Below are 16,549 nucleotides of genomic sequence, written 5' to 3'. Positions count from 1 at the left end.
TCAGCGCACTCCGGCGCCAGGATAAGCTATCTCCCCTGGGACTTCGCCAAGGCGGCCTTTGCGTCCAGTGCGTGGACATTTCTAGCCAGACCGAGTAACTCCAGCAGCTGGATGCCCATGTAATTGAAGTCAAGCTCATACCATGCCATCCCATGGCGGGCGGATACGGGGTGGGCGTGATGGTTGTTGTGCCAGCCTTCACCGCCGGTCAACAGCGCGATCAACCAGTTATTCGTCGAGTCGTCACGGGTTTCAAAGCGCCGCGAACCCCACATATGCGTTGCCGAATTGACCAGCCAAGTCACGTGCATCCCGATCGTTACTCGCAGAAAGACTCCCCAGAGCGCCCAGGAGATTCCGCAGCCCCAGCCTCCAAAGGCCGCTCCGGCGAGCAGCAAGCCTACGCCTACTATAGTGACCGGAAGCCAGTGGAAGCGGCTGAGCCACTGATGAGCGGAGTCCTTGGCAAGGTCGGGCGCATATCGCGAAAGGACCTTCGATTCGTTGTGGAGCGAGCCGCTCAGAATCCAACCCATGTGCGACCACCAGGCGCCGTCCCGAGGGGAATGCGGATCGCCCGGCTTATCGGTGTACTGGTGATGCATTCGATGGACGGCCACCCAATAGAGCGGTCCGCCTTGCAGCGCCATGGTTCCGCAGCCGGCCATCAGGTATTCGAGCCACTTGGGAGTGACATAGCCGCGGTGTGTCAATTGCCGGTGGTAGCTCATGCCGATGCCGACATTCTGGCCGACAATCCAGGTTGCCAGAAACACCACCACGGAGGACCAGCGGAAATGCAGGGCCGACTGCGCAATGGCTGCCAACGCCAAAAGGTGGAAGAGGGCGATAGTGACAAAGAAGACCCAGTTGAACTCTTCCGATTTCTGTTGGGTCGTGGGCAGAGAGGCAGTTTCGCCGGTCTTGATAGGAGTTTCCGTAGCCAGGGTCGTCATAATATTCACCGCTGGTTCGAGCCTAAACCGGCTCCTCTGTAGTGAGCTGTAAGACTTCCGTAATACCTGGCCTAGTGGAAAACAACCTGGAAATCTAGAGCTTGCGGCGCCTCAATCCCCGGACATTTCGCGAACTTCGCCGCTGATGGCGCGCATCGTCTCCGGTTTTGGAGCGAGTTCGTCGACCCGGCCAAAGATCATCTTGCCGGAGGCGGTTTGCAGAACCGACGTGACGGTGATTTCTATGGCCCGTCCAATCATTCGCCGCGCATGGTCGACAACCACCATGGTTCCGTCATCGAGATAGCCTACGCCCTGGTTGTATTCTTTGCCCTCTTTAAGGATGACTACATTCATGCGCTCGCCCGGCAGCACGACCGGACGAAGCGAGTTCGCCAGGTCGTTGATGTTCAGGACCGGGACCTTATGCAGATGGGCGACTTTATTCAAGTTGAAGTCGTTGGTGACGATTTTGGCCCGTAACTTCTTAGCCAGCTCGATCAGCTTCAGGTCGACCTCCTTGATCTGCGGGAAATCCTCATGCAGGATCTCAACGGTGAGTTGCGCATTCGCCTGCATGCGCTGCAGGATGTCCAGTCCGCGCCGGCCCCGCTGCCGCTTGGAACCGTCCGAGGAATCAGCCACCATCTGGAGCTCATGCAGGACGAACTCGGGAATCGCCAGAGTTCCTTCGAGGAATCCGGTCTCCGCCATATCGGCGATGCGGCCATCGATGATGGCGCTGGTATCGAGCAGCTTCAGGCTATGGCCGGTAGTCGTCTCGGTATTGAAGAGATCGCCAAGAGCCGAGAGGTTCAGCAGATCCCCCTTGTTCGCTCCGACAACCAGACCGACATAGGACATGAACAGCAGGACTAGAATTTGAAGCATCTCCTGCAGGCCTCCCGCAGGGATGCTGTTGCGCAGGACCGCGGCGAAGAGAAATGCGCCAAAGATGCCGAGCGTGCTCCCAATCACCGCACCCAGCAGACGCTTAAGGCTGAGCGCCCGCACACGGAGCTCGAAGACAATCATTAAACCCGCTGCGGCCGCCCCGGCCAGCGCGGAGATCCACGGGCTCAAACCTAACGGCTGGAAGTAGTAAGCCGCAACTCCAAGGACCAGGACGAAGACAACGCGGATCAAAATCAAGTCCATATCAACCAGACTCCCTACACCCATGCTTGAATGCGATTCTTGTCTGCTTGCTTAGCAGCGGGCAAGTGGGAGTATACCGACCCGCAACAAAGCACGGCAAAAGAAAACGGCGCGCTCTGAAGCGTGCCGTCTCCGGTTTTCCGTCCTATCGACTCAATACTTAGGGATTGTAGGATCGACCTGTTCGGACCACGCCTGAATGCCACCGGCAAGATTTTGGATTTTGCGGAAGCCTGCCTGCTGCAGGAACTCCGCCGCCTGCTGACTGCGTCCACCCATTTTGCAGTGCACCACGATCTCACGGCTGGAGTCCAGTTCGTTCACCCGCGCCGGCAGGTCACCAAGCGGAATCAAATGTCCGCCGATGTTCGCAATCTGATACTCATGCGGTTCGCGAACATCAAGCAGGAAGATATCTTCGCCGGCATCCTGCTTCTTTTTGAAGTCAGTCACCGAAATCTGGGGAATTCCATTGTTCATTGCACTCTCCATGGGGGCAGGCGGCACGATGCCGCAGAATTGGTCATAGTCGATAAGCTCCGTGACCGTCGGATTTGTTCCGCAGACCGGGCAGTCCGGGTTCTTTCGAAGCTTTAGCTCACGGAAATGCATGTTGAGCGCATCGACCAGCAGCAGGCGCCCAATCAGCGGCTCGCCTTGGCCAAGAATGAGCTTGATCGCTTCTGTCGCCTGAATCACGCCCACCAGTCCGGGAAGTATCCCCAGGACACCGCCTTCGGCACAGGAGGGAACTAGCCCTGGCGGCGGTGGTTCCGGGTAAAGGCAGCGATAGCAGGGGCCATCTTTCGTCGCGAAGACGCTAGCCTGTCCCTCAAAACGGAAGATTGAGCCATAAGCATTTGGCTTGCCGGTGAGAACGCAGGCATCGTTTACCAGGTAGCGGGTCTGGAAGTTATCCGTGCCATCAGCAATCACGTCGAACTCGCGAATGATCTCCAGCGCGTTCGCACTGGTGAGCATCGTCTCGTACTTTACGATGTTGATGAAGGGGTTCAGCGCCTTCAGCTTTTCTTCCGCCGAGTCAATCTTGGGACGGCCTACATCGTTGGTGGTGTGGATGATCTGCCGTTGAAGATTGCTGGTATCCACGACGTCAAAGTCGACGAGGCCTAACGTGCCGATGCCGGCAGCGGCCAGATACAACGCCAGCGGCGAACCCAGGCCGCCAGTGCCCACGCACAGCACCTTGGCGGCCTTCAGCTTCTTCTGCCCCTCCATGCCGACTTCGGGCAAGAGCAGGTGGCGGGAATAGCGCGCAATCTCTTCATTGCTGAGATCGGGCAGGGTCGCGGGAAGTTCAAGAGTTGTTGCCATAATCTACTTTCTGCGTTGCGGGTTTGCGGCCAGCGCGTGCACCGGAGACTACTTTCCGCCCGCGATTGACGGGATGATCGTCAACGCGTCGGCGCCGGTCACGGCGGTCGTATCTTTTTCGGGAAGGTATCGCACGTCTTCGTCATTCAAATAGACGTTTACGAAAGACCGCAGCCTGCCCTCTTCTGTATACAAATGCTTTTTCAACTCGGGATGCTGCACGGTCAGCTGCGACAGCGCCTCGCCGACCGTCTTCGCGTCGACCAGCACCGTGTCCTGCTTGCCCGTGTACACGCGGAGCGGTGTGGGGATATGTATCTTCATGCCGGAATGCTCCTCAATTCTTCTTCAGACTCTTCGGGGAGGACGCCGTTCAATTCGATCGGCTCCAAGATCAGGGACTTGTCTTCTTCGCTGGCGCCAGTCAGCAGGAACGAGTTGGTCTGCTCGGCCCTTCCGCTGCTTACCGCGGTGATGACGTAGGAACAGCCAAGCCAGTGAGCCTCCGCCAAGTCGGTGCTCGACCATTGCGCGGGATGATCGGGGTGCGAGTGATAAAAACCGACAATGTCCCAGCCTTGTTCCCGCGCCTGCCGCTGGATTTTGACCAGCTCCTGCGGAGCAATATTGTAACGGTTGTGAGCCGAGTCGGTGCGCGTGTTGCCAGCGCGGACAGCCGCTTCGACCGTGTTTCCGCCTGCCTCCGACCGCCCCAGCAGCACGCCACAACACTCATGGGGATAGGTTTCTTCGCCATGGGTCCGCAGTGCTTCATAGATTGCCGAGGTGAGTCGTAGCATCTTTTCTTATTCCTCCCAGAAACGTTCGCTTAGGTACTTATCCGCTGAATCACACAAAATCGTCACAATGACCGCGTCCTGCGCTCTGCGCGTCCCGGCCTCGGCTAGTTCTTCTGCAAGTTTCAACGCCGTCGCGACATTGGCAGCCGCCGAAACTCCGACCAGCACACCTTCTTCCCGCGCCAGCCGCCTGGCCATCGCGTGGGCCTTCTCGGTCTCCATCTCCATGTTCCTGTCGGCAAGGCCCGGGTCGTAGATGGCCGGCACGATCGCTGAAGCCATGTGTTTCATGCCCTCTAAGCCATGAAAGGCTGAATCGGGCTGCATGGAGATGCATTCGATACTGGGAGAATATTCTTTCAACCGCCGGGTCGTTCCCATGAACGTGCCGCTGGTGCCGAGTCCTGCCACAAAGTGGGTGATCTGGCCGTCAGTTTGACGCCAAATCTCGGGAGCAGTGGATTTGTAGTGCGCCCTCCAATTGGCGTCGTTCCCATACTGATCGGCATAGTAGTACTGGTCTCCACCGTCGTCGGCAAGCTCGCGGGCCTTCCGGATCGCGCCATCTGATCCATCCGCCGGATCGGTCGAAATCACCTCGGCTCCATAGGCGGCAAGGATTTTCTTTCGCTCTGGAGACACATTCGAAGGCATGCACAGGGTGACGCCAAAGCCCATCGCCGCCCCCAGCATTGCGTAGGCAATCCCGGTATTGCCACTGGTTGCGTCCAGGAGCCTTTGTCCGTGAGTAGCACTGGAAGCTCCCAGCAGTCCGCGCGCCTGGGCGTCGGCCACAATTGCCGACGCGGCCCGGTCTTTCACCGAGCCGCCTGGATTAGCCCACTCGGCTTTCCCCAGGATCTGCACTCTGGGAAGATGTGCGGTGATGCGTTCCAGACGGATCAGTGGCGTGTTGCCGATCCGCTCGAGTACTCCGGTGCCAAATTTGGTAGCAGTTGTCATGTCAAAATGGAACAAATTGCGACGTTCTGTTGGATGTGCGACAGTTAGTCGTTGAGAGTGCAAATTTCAGTGTAGCTTTTGCTGGAGGTCCAGCGCTATGGCCATCAAAGTCAAGCATCCCACGTTCGATCAAATCGTCAGCGAACTTCGCGCTCACAAGTTTGATGTGCGCGAGCTGCCCGGGGTCGCAAACGAGGTATTTGTCCAAAAAAATGGGGTTGGCGCCATTCTGAAGAAGTCCGCTGACGGCAAAACCGCCTCTTTGACCGCCAATCCAGGATTCCTGCTTTGCGGCGAGATCAGCCGGCTCCTCGACCGTGGCAACCAGAAATTCTTGAAGACCTCGAAGCTCGAAGTTCCAGCCACGGCCGATCATCTGAAGGCGGTGCATAACTTTGCCGAAGAGCTGCGCGAACGCGCCGGTTCGGAGAGTCTCTACAACGAATCCCTCGGAACGGTCAGCGATGTGTATTTATACGACCGAGTGAAAGGGCGGGAACATTCGACGGAAGTCGCAGGTTCAGGCGGCCATTAAAGATTTCCCCAGGTTTTCGCCGACAGCAGGGTTTCGTTCAGTTCAAGCTTCAAAGGTTAACTGACTTCAGTCGAGGGCGCTGAAGATCTCTTCCAGGGGCAAGAAGATGTCAGTTCCCTCGACCAGCAGCTGTCCGGTGATCGGGAGATGCAGACCCCTTTGGGTGCAAACGAACGCTTCCCGCTCAGCAGGGTCGAGAAGCCAGACGTGCTTGGTCCCGAAGGTCAGATAGTCTTTTACCCGTTCCCGCGTGCTTCTGAGGGTGTCGTCTTTTGAGAGAATCTCAATGCATACGAGCGGAGGCATACGGGCGATCGGCTCGCGTGCCTGGTTCGCCTTCAGCAAGCAAATGTCGGGAACGCGATACCGTGTCGGCGACACCTGTACGCGCTGCTCCGGACGCACTTCGATTTGCCACTCCCGTCGATGGTTCCAGAACCATGCTGTGATCGCCGCCTGCAAAATGCTGTGATCTGATTCGCCCACATTGCGCTCCCGGAGTTCGCCATCGACGTATTCGCAATCCGGACGGTAGCTTGCGCTCAGGTATTCAGCCACCGGGATGAGTGTAGAAGTGGTCATTGGATTCTGATGCTGCCTTCAATCGTACTCTGAGTCGCTCACCCAGGTGGTAGCGGCTGATCCGGCTACTCATTTCTGAGCGCCTCCATTGGTTCAACCATCGAGGCTCGCCGGGCAGGGATCAAAGCGGCCAAGGTCCCGACCACAACCAGCGCAACTCCCGCTGCCAGGTACGACCACGGGTCGAGAGCTGGCACGCCGAACAGAAAGCTGCGAACCAGCCGCGTGGCCAGCACCGAAACAACCACGCCAGCGACGATGCCGAAGGCAATCAGTCGCCAACTCTGGCGAAGGAAGAGCGCCAGGATTGACTCCCTGGTGGCGCCAAGGGCGATGCGGATGCCAACCTCCTGCTGGCGCTGGGAGACCAACTGCGAGAGCACGCCGTAAAGCCCGGCCATGACCATCAATATGGCTAAGCCGGCAAACGATCCGATGAGATAAACTCCCAGCCGCCGATTGCCGGTGGCGTCTTCAACCGCCGTCTCCATCGTCTTGAGATCGTCAACCGCGAAGCCGGGAGCGGTGTCCTGGACGACATGGTGAATGCTTTGGGTGAGGTCGATGCTCCCGCTCGTGTGGATCACATACTGCGTCGCCGAAGCCAGCAGGATGGCATAGAAGAGGGAATCCGGCGGCACTTGCTGGTAGGAGAGCGAGAGCTCGGGCTTGGGCGACTCGGTGAGATTGTGGCGGATGTTGTCCTGCACTACGCCAACGATGGTGTAGGGCTGAAGCATTCCCGTCTCTTTACCTCCAAGGTCGATTTGTTGACCGAGTGGGTTGGCGCCGTGAAAGTATCGGTCGGCAAGGGCCTGGTTGATGACCGCGACAAATGGAGCGCTGGCGGTGTCGTCGTCGGAGATGGCGCGGCCTCGGGCGATCGGGGTCCCTATGGCGGCGGGAAAGCTGCCACTCAAGGCCCGGATCAGGGTTTGCCTTTCGTTCTTCGTACCCTCCACTTTTGGCTGTCCGACGATTTCAAAGCTGGAGTTGAAGTTGACGTCGTCCAGCGGCGTCGACGTCGCCAGCGCCGCGTCGCGGACCCCGGGGAGATGGCGCAGCCGCTCCAGCAGCGGCTGATAAACGCGGGTAGCGATCGAGGTAACCGCCCGGTTTGCGCCTGGGTTGCCGATCGCATTCTGGAAAGCAAGGTAGCCGAGCGAATCAGGGGGCGTCGCGGTGAAGGTGACAATATGTTCAGTCTCAAAACCGAGCCGCTCGTGTTCAAGGTTGTAGAGGGTGTGGAACAAGAGGCCGGTGGCCACCAGCAGAACGGCGGCGAGGGCCACTTCTCCGGAGACAAGCCATCCCGCAAGCCGGGAACGCGCCGCGTTTGGGGTCGAGGAGCGCGACTGGCCGCGTAGAGCCGTCTCCGGCTGGGTCCCCCAGGCCAACAACACTGGCAGCAGCGACGAAAGCAGGGTGACAATGACGGCGATCACTGCGAGCACTGCCAGCACGGACAGGCGCAGCTGAATGTTGGCGGCGCGCGGCATCATGCCCTCAGGCAGCTTGTGAAGGGACCAGAGAATCGCGGCAGCGAGACCCAGCCCGATCGCCGAGCCAAGCACACTCAACAGTCCGCCTTCGACCAGCAACTGGCGAACCAGCCGGCCCCGGTCGGCTCCGAGCGCGGTGCGCACCGCAAACTCCTGCTGACGATTTAGACAGCGCGCCAGCTGCAGGTTGGCCACGTTGACGCAGGCGATCAACAGCACCAGGCCGAGCGCGGCGACCAGGCCGGCGAAGACGGGCCGAACCGAGTTGGTGATGACGTTCTGATAAGGCACTGCGTTCAAGCGCAAATCCCTTGCTTCTTTGGGAAAGTCTCGCTCAATCGAGTGGGCAGTCGCGGCCAGATCGGCGCGAGTCTGGGCGAGCGTAACTCCACGCTTCACCCTGCCGAGCAGATTCAGGAAGTTGAGACCCCGCCCGGTCTGCATCTCTTTGTTAGGCTGCAGAGGCAGCCAGACCGCTTCGGTCGCGGTCGTATATATCTGGTTGTCGGGAAAGCGAAAGTCCGGCTGCATCACGCCGATGACCTTGTGGGGCACTCCGCCGACACGGATATCTCGCCCGACCACGCTGGGATCGGCGGAGAACTGCTTGCGCCACAACTCGTCGCTGAGGATGGCGGTAGGCGGCGCGCCCTCCTGCCCGTCAGCCTCAGAGAATATTCTGCCGATCGCTGGCCGCGCGCCAATCATATTGAGCAAGTTCCAGGTCAGCTTGGGTCCAAAGACGGTCTCGCCGCCCTGCGCCGTCTGGATAATCGCGACATCGCCGTCAAAGCCAGCAAGGTCCTCGAAGACATGGGAGCGCCGGCGAATGTCTTCAAGATTCCGCCAGGAAGTCGAGTTGAAATCGTCTGCCATATCCCCGGCTGTGCCAGCGATGACCAGGCGGTCGCCGGCGTAGTAGGGCAGAGGCCGGATCAAGACCGAGTCGATCACCGTGAAGAGAGCGGCATTCGCTCCAATCCCCAGCGCAAGCGTCAAGACCGCTGTGAAGGCAAAACCGGGGGCCTTGGCCAATTGGCGCAGCGCGAAGAGAAGATCGTTGAGGATGCTGGTCATCATAGTTGCGGTTTTCCTCGATTCCTGCGGACCATTCACCTGCGATGATTAGAAGCGTTCCCTGGATGGCAACAGCTTAACCTAGTCAAGCGAAAAAGAGCCGGGTCGCATCGCCTCAATCGTTTGCCTGGAACATGCGCCGGGCGGCAGCGGAATACGTCGGTTCGCGCTGCTAAAATCAAGGCAGTCATGTCCGCCTCCGCAAGCCCCTCTCCAGAAATCTTGACCAAGTACGAGCCGGTGATCGGACTCGAGGTCCACGTGCAGCTGCTTACCCGAACCAAGGCCTTCTGCGGCTGCTCGTCAAAATTCGGTGCGCCTCCGAACACGAACATCTGCCCCACTTGCCTGGGATTGCCCGGCTCGCTGCCGGTGCTGAACAAGCGGGCAGTCGAATTTGCCGTGCTTGCCGCGACCGCCATTCACTGCGAGGTCCGTGAACGCTCGATCTTCTCCCGAAAGAATTACTTTTACCCCGACCTGCCCAAGGGCTATCAGATTTCGCAGTTTGACAAGCCGCTCGCCGAGCACGGTTACATCGATGTCAATACTCCGGATGGCGAGAAGCGTATCGGCATCACCCGGCTGCACATGGAAGAAGACGCGGGCAAGAGCATTCATGATGGATTTCCCGAGTCGGCCACCAAGACGTATGTTGATCTGAACCGCTGCGGTACGCCTTTGATCGAGATCGTGAGCGAGCCGGATATCCGCACCCCCGACGAAGCCTACGAGTACTTGACCAAGCTGAAGGAAATCCTGCTTTATACCGGTGTCAGCGATTGCAACATGGAAGAGGGCTCGCTGCGCTGCGACGCCAATGTGAGTGTTCGCCCGCGCGGCCAGGAAAAGTTCGGCACCAAGGCCGAGGTCAAGAACGTCAACAGCTTCCGCTATATCCGCTCTGCGCTCGAGTACGAGATCGAACGCCAGATCGAATTGATCGAGAGCGGCGGCCGGGTCGTCCAGGAGACCCGCCTTTGGAACGCCGCCGAAGGCCGTACCTACTCCATGCGTTCTAAGGAACAGGCCCATGACTACCGCTATTTCCCCGAGCCGGATCTGCCGCCGCTGATCGTCAGCGATGAGTGGAAGCAGGAGATCGTCAAGCAGCTACCAGAGTTGCCCGAGGCCAAACGGGCCCGGTTCATCGAGGAATACGAAATCAGCGCCCAGGATGCGCAGACCTTAACCGCGACCCGCGAGTTCGCCGATCAATTCGAAATTGCCGCACGGGCAGCGAAGAACCCACGCCGGGTAGCGAACCTAGTGAACAGTGAACTGGTCACCCGGCTCAAGATTCATAACCTTGAACTCGAGCAGTCGCCCGTCACCATGAAAGGCATCGCCTTCGCCGCCGATCTAGCCGAGGAAGGAAAGCTTTCGAGCAAGCAGTGGAAGCAGCTCTTCGACATCGCCTTCGAGAAGAAGGAAGACTTCCAGATCGTCTATGACCGCGAAAAACCGCAGCAGCTGAGCGATCCGGCTGCGATCGAAAAGCTGATCGACGAAGTCATCGCCGCCAACCCGAAGCAAGTCGAGCAGTATCGCGGCGGGAAGAAGACCGTTGCCGCCTTCTTCGTCGGCCAGGTGATGAAGCTTTCCAAGGGGCAGGCTAATCCGGGGCTGCTCAATGAGTTGGTGACGAAGAAGCTGGATGTCTGATGTCCGTGCGGCAACGCTTTGGCGGCCTGTCGTTGGACAGCCGAACGGGCGGCGTATGCTTGAAGGAGCCCTATGTCAACTCCTACCCTCATCTCTGTCGAACACTACCTGGCGACGAGCTACAGTCCCGACTGCGACTATGTAGACGGCGAAGTACGGGAGCGCAACTTGGGGGAACACGAACATGCGCGACTGCAGACAGCGATTGCGGCGTGGCTTTGGACGCATCGGAAGGAGTGGAAAATCATTCCCGTCGTCGAGCAGCGTGTCCAGGTCTCGGAGAAGAGGTTTCGCATTCCCGACGTCTCGGTGCTCGATCGCAATCAGCCCATGGAGCCGATTGTGCGGGTCCCTCCGATCGTCTGCTGCGAAGTGCTGTCGCGGTCCGATACTATGCGCGAGATGCGCGAGCGCTGTGATGACTATCTCTTGTTTGGCGTTCGACATGTTTGGGCCTTCGATCCGCTCCGCCGCGAGGCTTTTATCTGCGATGCAAAAGGCTTCCATGCCCCGGAGGGCGAACAGCTGGCTGTTCCCGGCACCCCAATCTACTTGCCTTTGCCGCAGATATTCGCGGAACTCGACTGAAGCCGATCTAAGGCTATTTCAGTTCGCCGCTGAACAGAAAATCCATCGGCCAATCCGGCTTGACTCCCTGCTTCCGCACCAGCGTCGCCAATTGCGCGTAGTGCCGAATGCCATGCAGCAGCGCGTGAAAGAGGATCTTCTTGCGCGTCGCACTTTGGGTCCCCGCGGAAAGCGTCGTGAACTCCAGCTTTTCCTCCCAATTCATTGATGGGTCTGCCAAGAGCTTCCGGTATCGCTCGATTGCTTGACGGTGCAATCCAAATAATAAATCGGCGGAGGCGTCCGGCACCTGTTCATAAGGCGTTAGTGGATTGCCGCTCAATCGCTCCGAGTAGCGAAGTTCCACTGCAACGATATGCCGCAGAAGCCCGCGCACCGTCCGCGCCTGGTATACGTCGCAGTCGTAATCGAGCGCCTCTGGGTAGACTTGAAACAGCTTCTGCCAGTGCTTGCTGGTTTCCTCGTTCCAATCGATGATCTCGGCCGCACTGAGAGCTGGCGCAGTCATGATTTTTCCTCTTCCATCCGATTCAGGGACCGGTAGCCGATGTCCCGCCGGTAATACATGCCATCGAAATGAATGCGGCTCATCCCTTCATAGGCCAAGCCTAGCGCTTCCTTGAGCGAATCCCCGGCCGCGGTTACGCCCAGGACCCGGCCTCCGCTGGTGAAGTATTCGCCGTCTATTACGGTCGTACCCGCATGAAAGACTTGTGCGACTTCTCCGGCGGCTGCGAGTCCCTCAATCTTCCTGCCCGCCTGAAAGCTTCCCGGATAGCCCTCCGAGGCGGCCACTACGCAGGCGGAGGCGCCGCCTCGCCACCTGAATTCCGTATCGCTGAGCCGCTCGCCCACGCACGATTCCAAGCCCTCCACAAAATCGCTCTCCATGCGAACCAGGATTGCCTGGGTCTCGGGATCGCCGAAGCGGGTGTTGTATTCAAGCACCATCGGACCACGAGCAGTCATCATCAGTCCACAATAGAGCACTCCGGTAAAAGGAGTCTCCTCAGCAGCCATTCCATCGATCGTCGGTTGCGCGACGTGCTGCACCAGCCACGCATTCATTTTGTCATCGAGCATCCCGTCGGTCGTGTAGACGCCCATCCCGCCGGTGTTCAATCCGGTGTCTCCCTCCCCGATCCGCTTATGGTCCTGCGCGGGAAGCAGCGGCGTTGCGTGTCGCCCATCCGACAACAGCAGAAAGGAGATCTCTTCCCCTTCGAGAAACTCCTCAATCACGATCGATGTTTCCAGCGTTCCCAGCAGTTTCCCGCTGAAAAGCCCGGCGATGGCGGCTTCCGCCTCTGCTTTGGTCTCGCAGATCAGCACCCCTTTTCCAGCGGCGAGGCCATCAGCCTTGATCACCACCGGCAGGTGGAACAAGTCGAGGGATTCGAGCGCCTCTGCTTCGCTTGAAACCACTGCATACTTCGCCGTCGGAATGTTATGCCGCTGCATAAACCGCTTGGCGAAAGCCTTGCTCGTCTCAAGCATCGCCGCTGCCTTGGTCGGGCCGAAGACCGGAAGGCTGCGGCGGCGCAACTCATCCACTAGTCCCAGTGAAAGCGGCAACTCCGGTCCGACGATCGTCAGGTCAGGTTCCTCCGTCGCGACCACGTGCAGCAGGTCGTAAAGATCTGTCTGTCGAGCAGGCACACAGCGGGCGACCGAAGCGATGCCGCCATTCCCAGGAGCACAGACGACTTCGCTGACTCGGGAAGACTTGGCGCAGGCCCAGGCGAGGGCATGTTCGCGACCCCCCGATCCGATTACAAGAACTTTCATGAAGCTGAGAGACTCCTAGGCCTCCAATAGCAGCTACTTCTGGGAGACATCCATCGAGGCTAACTCACTCGACGGCCGATTCCAAATCCACCCCGCGTCCGGCCCGGATGTTCCCGAAGTATTTCATTCGCGCGCGTGCAAGTTGGTGCCGATTGTCTTCAACAGCAGCGCATCCGCTGAATCGTTGCTAAGCTCCCAGACCATGACCCCGCCAAGCTGATGCTGACGCGCATAGCCGAGTTTGGCGCGTATCGAGGGTGGATCGTCGAAGGTCCAGAAGTTCTGGCCATCAAAAAGCCAGGGCGCCTGAGAAGCACTCTCGCGGTAGAGCTTGGAAGCCGGTTCGATCGACTGAATATAACTGTAAAAGTGATCTCCTCGAATAGGCTGGCCGGGCTGGAAGAGCCCATGGTTTACGTTGTTGACCCCGCTCCATCCGTAGGCATAAAACGGCATTCCGAGCAGTAGCTTCGCCGGGGGAACGCCCGCCGCCTCATAACTGCGAATCGTTGCATCAACGGTATTCTGATGTAGTGGATCCCCGGCAGCCTCATAAAGCGGCGCGATAAACCCGGTCGTGTGGCTCCACGGCCCGTTGTAGTCATAGTTCATCGCGTTGACCTGGTCCACCTCCGCAGAGATCGCCTTCATGTCGAATCCCTGATAGTGATCGACGCCGGCAGCCACGGCAATGGAGAGCTTCAGACCTGCATGCAATGCATCCATCTGGCGGCGAAATTCGGAGAGTAATGCCAAGAAATTGTCTTTATCGGCCGGACCCGGATACTCCCAGTCCACATCGAAGCCGTCAAAGAGCCTTCCAGCCTCGACGCCCGGGGCGATGTGGCCGCGAACGAACATATTGATGCACGAGGAGACAAATGCAGCGCGATTCTCCGGCCTCGCCGCGGCGGCGAACCCATCCGGCTTCCCCTCAAGCGAGATCAGCACTTTGAGCTTCGGATAAATGCGCCGGAGTTCTTGAAGCTGATGGAAATTGCCGCGGAGTGTTGCCGACGGATCGTCCGCCTTCCCATTGACGCTATTGGCTGCGGTGTAGACAAAGTTCAGGTCGGCATTTGGGTCGCCGATCGCGCAACGGCCGTCGGCGATTACGCCCTGCGAGTAATCCATCTGGTCCAGCAGAGAGGCCGCTCCGCTGCTCAAAAGATTTTTGACGAAGTACTGGTTGTAGACGCCCCACTGCGGAAAATAGCCTACTAAAATCCCATGAGACCGCAGGCTCGCAACGCTCAGGACAGGCGGGTATATCCCCAGAAACATCAGCAAGAGACCTAGGGCTGCGCCCAGCCGCCATTGGCTGGACCGGTTCAATCGGAGCGACATTCCGTCAATCCGCCTCAATTCGCCTTGGTCTCAGATCCGCCAGAGGCAAGATAGGGAAGCGAGCCGGTTGCGAATGCCTGTTCGGCACGGGTGCCGTGCAAGCGATAGATTGCGAACTGCCGGTCGGCGGAATGACGTAGCTCAAAGATCAACTCGGCGCGATTGTCGCCGTCGGTATCGACCGCATCCACAAACCTCATCTGCGGAGTGATGTCGAGATGCGCCTTGTCAGTCACTGATTGGAAACGCACCTGCGGATCCCCGTTAAAGTCCGGCTGGGCGATGATCGTCACGAACTTCTCCAAAGTAACTCCGGCATTGTTGGGGCCGACCTCGGCCTTGGCAGTGAAAACCAGCGTCGCGCCACCGTTATAGGAGAGCTCGTAGGCGCGAAAATCCTTGTCGGTGAGCATCACCGGTGGGGGTTTGGGCGCGACCTGGTGGGCGAGTGTGCTCCTCGGGCCCGATCGCGAAGTGATCCGGGGAGGCGTCGGAGTCGTCGAGGCTGCGGGGATCTGGGCCGTAGGAGCAGCTCCATTCGCGAGCACTGCCTTGATCGCCAACGCTTCGACCGCGGCCTGCATTTTGACCACCTGGTCGGGGCTCGGCCACTGGTAGCTGAATGTATGCGGCTCCCGCACGGTTGCATCCGAGACGGCCGTCATTTGCTGCACGTTGGGAGGGATACCACTGAGCTTGGCAGCCTCCAACGGCTTTTCCGTGGAAGCTGGCTTGCCACGCGATAACTTGGGCCGGTCGGGATCGGCTTCGTTGGCTGTGGTCACCGCTCCTCCTTCATCGTCTGACGACGCGGCGTTGTCCGAGGTTGCGGAGTGTTTCTTCAAATGCGGCCGGTCTGGATCGTCGGGCGCCGTGCCGCCACCGGCGCTCGCGGTGCCACTACCGCTGTCAGTCCGACGGTGAAGTGTTGGCTTGTCGGGGTCGTTCGATGCCGTTGTCGATCCGCTGCCGCTACCGCCGCTGGATCCACTGGCGTTGCTATCGCTTCCTCCCGAATCAGGTTTCCGATGGATTGTCGGCTTATCTGGATCCGAAGCAGGTGGGGTGGTGTTTCCTGCATTCTTGCCATCGTCGCCACCCTTGAAATGCGGCCGGTCGGGATCGTTATCCTGGACCACCTTCGGCGGGACCTTTGAGGGCGTCAGCTTCTTGGGAGGTTTGGGAGGCGCTAACGGCTTCCATTGGCCAAAGCCAAACCATGCCCCAGCGATGTTCTGCCCGCCAGCTACATCGAACGTCCCCTGGGGCGCGCCGGCCCGCTCCAGTTCGTAGAGGGTGTCGCTTTCCACTGCCAGGGGGGCCGGCTGCGCCAGGTAGAGGCCGCCATCCTGATATTCCCCGCCAACAAAGACGGTAATCGGAATGATCCGCCCCGAACTCGGCTTTCCTGGTTCGCCTACCCACTCCAGCACCGATATCGCTCGCGGCTCGACCACCTTCTTCTCATCATCCTTCTTGGTGTGCCCCGGATATTGCGCCTCGGCCCGAGGCACAAGGCTACACCCCAGCGCCAAACCCGCCAGCGTTAGCGACCAGTGTCTTGCAATTCCTCTAAAGATCGGCGATGACATAGCTTTCAAGACTGAGCGGGACGAAATCAACTGAAGTCCGGGGTCTTCGCCCGCTCTGCTGCAATGCTACTCCCGGTAGTAGGATGAATCTCAGAGCGGAAGGAAATTCATAGAACCATGGAACCGAACCAGAAAGTCGCCGACTTTACCCTTCAGGACGAGCAGGAAAATACCGTACATATCTCCGACTTCGCCGGTAAGCCCGTAGCTCTCTTCTTCTATCCCAAGGCCGACACTCCCGGCTGCACCATTGAAGCCTGCGGTTTCCGGGACATCTTCAAGAAAATTCAGGATGCCGGCGCTGTCGTGCTCGGCATTTCGCGCGATACCCCCAAGGCGCAGAAAAAATTCAAGGAGAAATACGATCTGCCCTATGCGCTCCTTGCTGATGTAGACGAAGTTGTCTGCAAACAGTTTGACGTTCTTAAGGAAAAGAACATGTATGGGAAGAAAGTGATTGGCATCGAGCGAACCACCTTTCTTATTGGCCCCGACCAGCACCTGATTCGAGTCTTTCCTAAAGTGAAGCCCGAAGGGCATGCCGAAGAAGTGCTGGCTGCGGTGAACGAGTACACCCGGGCGCACCAAGCCCAGGCACACCAAGGATGACAGGCAAGGCCCCAGCCGGTCCGCTTGCCCATGGATTCAACTTTGGTCTCAC

Annotated in this window: 16 protein-coding genes; 4 read left to right on the top strand and 12 right to left on the bottom strand. The window is 58.8% G+C overall.

Annotation, left to right across the window (positions count from 1 at the left end; translation table 11 throughout):
- Positions 1–26: 26 nt before the first annotated feature.
- The 6 genes from ACPOL_RS07510 to ACPOL_RS07485 all read right to left on the bottom strand — a co-directional run bounded on the left by ACPOL_RS07510 (position 27) and on the right by ACPOL_RS07485 (position 5,212).
- Positions 27–956 carry an acyl-CoA desaturase gene (locus ACPOL_RS07510; RefSeq protein WP_114206507.1) on the bottom strand — a complete coding sequence of 310 codons (930 nt, stop codon included), beginning with the start codon at positions 954–956 and terminating at the stop codon, positions 27–29.
- 111 nt (positions 957–1,067) lie between these two features.
- Positions 1,068–2,114 (bottom strand): PIN/TRAM domain-containing protein, encoded by a 1,047-nt coding sequence (locus tag ACPOL_RS07505; protein WP_114206506.1) that lies wholly within the window; start codon positions 2,112–2,114, stop codon positions 1,068–1,070.
- 153 nt (positions 2,115–2,267) lie between these two features.
- Positions 2,268–3,449, bottom strand: coding sequence for a molybdopterin-synthase adenylyltransferase MoeB (gene moeB, locus ACPOL_RS07500; protein WP_114206505.1), 1,182 nt, complete (start codon positions 3,447–3,449; stop codon positions 2,268–2,270).
- 48 nt (positions 3,450–3,497) lie between these two features.
- A complete protein-coding gene (locus ACPOL_RS07495; protein ID WP_114206504.1) occupies positions 3,498–3,773 on the bottom strand; it encodes a MoaD/ThiS family protein in 276 nt (91 codons plus the stop codon).
- A complete protein-coding gene (locus tag ACPOL_RS07490; protein WP_114206503.1) occupies positions 3,770–4,249 on the bottom strand; it encodes a M67 family metallopeptidase in 480 nt (159 codons plus the stop codon). Before ACPOL_RS07490 ends, ACPOL_RS07495 begins: the two co-directional genes overlap by 4 nt.
- A 6-nt stretch (positions 4,250–4,255) precedes the next feature.
- Positions 4,256–5,212 carry a PLP-dependent cysteine synthase family protein gene (locus ACPOL_RS07485; RefSeq protein ID WP_114206502.1) on the bottom strand — a complete coding sequence of 319 codons (957 nt, stop codon included), beginning with the start codon at positions 5,210–5,212 and terminating at the stop codon, positions 4,256–4,258.
- A gap of 97 nt (positions 5,213–5,309) precedes the next feature.
- Here ACPOL_RS07485 and ACPOL_RS07480 point away from each other — a divergent pair, with 97 nt between their 5' ends.
- Positions 5,310–5,747, top strand: a complete 438-nt coding sequence (locus tag ACPOL_RS07480) for a hypothetical protein (protein WP_114206501.1) — start codon at positions 5,310–5,312, stop codon at positions 5,745–5,747.
- A gap of 66 nt (positions 5,748–5,813) precedes the next feature.
- Here the strand turns inward: ACPOL_RS07480 and ACPOL_RS07475 are convergent, their stop codons facing one another.
- Positions 5,814–6,329, bottom strand: a complete 516-nt coding sequence (locus ACPOL_RS07475; protein WP_114206500.1) for a Uma2 family endonuclease — start codon at positions 6,327–6,329, stop codon at positions 5,814–5,816.
- A 65-nt stretch (positions 6,330–6,394) separates the two neighbouring features.
- The gene (locus ACPOL_RS07470; protein WP_114206499.1) at positions 6,395–8,911 is read right to left on the bottom strand and encodes an ABC transporter permease; all 2,517 of its coding nucleotides are present in this window, start codon (positions 8,909–8,911) and stop codon (positions 6,395–6,397) included.
- 186 nt (positions 8,912–9,097) lie between these two features.
- Here ACPOL_RS07470 and gatB point away from each other — a divergent pair, with 186 nt between their 5' ends.
- Both gatB and ACPOL_RS07460 read left to right on the top strand, forming a co-directional pair.
- The gene (gatB, locus tag ACPOL_RS07465) at positions 9,098–10,573 is read left to right on the top strand and encodes an Asp-tRNA(Asn)/Glu-tRNA(Gln) amidotransferase subunit GatB (protein ID WP_114206498.1); all 1,476 of its coding nucleotides are present in this window, start codon (positions 9,098–9,100) and stop codon (positions 10,571–10,573) included.
- A 72-nt stretch (positions 10,574–10,645) separates the two neighbouring features.
- Positions 10,646–11,161, top strand: coding sequence for a Uma2 family endonuclease (locus tag ACPOL_RS07460; RefSeq protein ID WP_114206497.1), 516 nt, complete (start codon positions 10,646–10,648; stop codon positions 11,159–11,161).
- 13 nt (positions 11,162–11,174) lie between these two features.
- Here ACPOL_RS07460 and ACPOL_RS07455 read toward each other — a convergent pair whose 3' ends face one another.
- From ACPOL_RS07455 to ACPOL_RS07440, 4 genes are all read right to left on the bottom strand, one after another.
- Positions 11,175–11,669, bottom strand: coding sequence for a DinB family protein (locus tag ACPOL_RS07455; RefSeq protein WP_114206496.1), 495 nt, complete (start codon positions 11,667–11,669; stop codon positions 11,175–11,177).
- The gene (purD, locus tag ACPOL_RS07450; RefSeq protein WP_114206495.1) at positions 11,666–12,949 is read right to left on the bottom strand and encodes a phosphoribosylamine--glycine ligase; all 1,284 of its coding nucleotides are present in this window, start codon (positions 12,947–12,949) and stop codon (positions 11,666–11,668) included. Before purD ends, ACPOL_RS07455 begins: the two co-directional genes overlap by 4 nt.
- 123 nt (positions 12,950–13,072) lie before the next feature.
- Positions 13,073–14,296: a glycoside hydrolase family 18 protein gene (locus tag ACPOL_RS07445; RefSeq protein ID WP_114206494.1), complete on the bottom strand. Its 1,224-nt coding sequence runs from the start codon at positions 14,294–14,296 to the stop codon at positions 13,073–13,075.
- Positions 14,297–14,310: 14 nt separating this feature from the next.
- The gene (locus ACPOL_RS07440; RefSeq protein ID WP_236657305.1) at positions 14,311–15,810 is read right to left on the bottom strand and encodes a hypothetical protein; all 1,500 of its coding nucleotides are present in this window, start codon (positions 15,808–15,810) and stop codon (positions 14,311–14,313) included.
- Positions 15,811–16,005: 195 nt separating this feature from the next.
- Between ACPOL_RS07440 and bcp the strand changes: the two genes are divergently transcribed.
- Positions 16,006–16,497, top strand: coding sequence for a thioredoxin-dependent thiol peroxidase (gene bcp / locus ACPOL_RS07435; RefSeq protein ID WP_114206492.1), 492 nt, complete (start codon positions 16,006–16,008; stop codon positions 16,495–16,497).
- Positions 16,498–16,549 lie beyond the last annotated feature (52 nt).

The sequence above is a fragment of the Acidisarcina polymorpha genome (assembly GCF_003330725.1).
Classification (GTDB): domain Bacteria; phylum Acidobacteriota; class Terriglobia; order Terriglobales; family Acidobacteriaceae; genus Acidisarcina; species Acidisarcina polymorpha.
The sequence above is the reverse complement of the archived record's forward strand: the minus strand, read 5'-3'. Positions and strand labels throughout refer to the sequence as shown.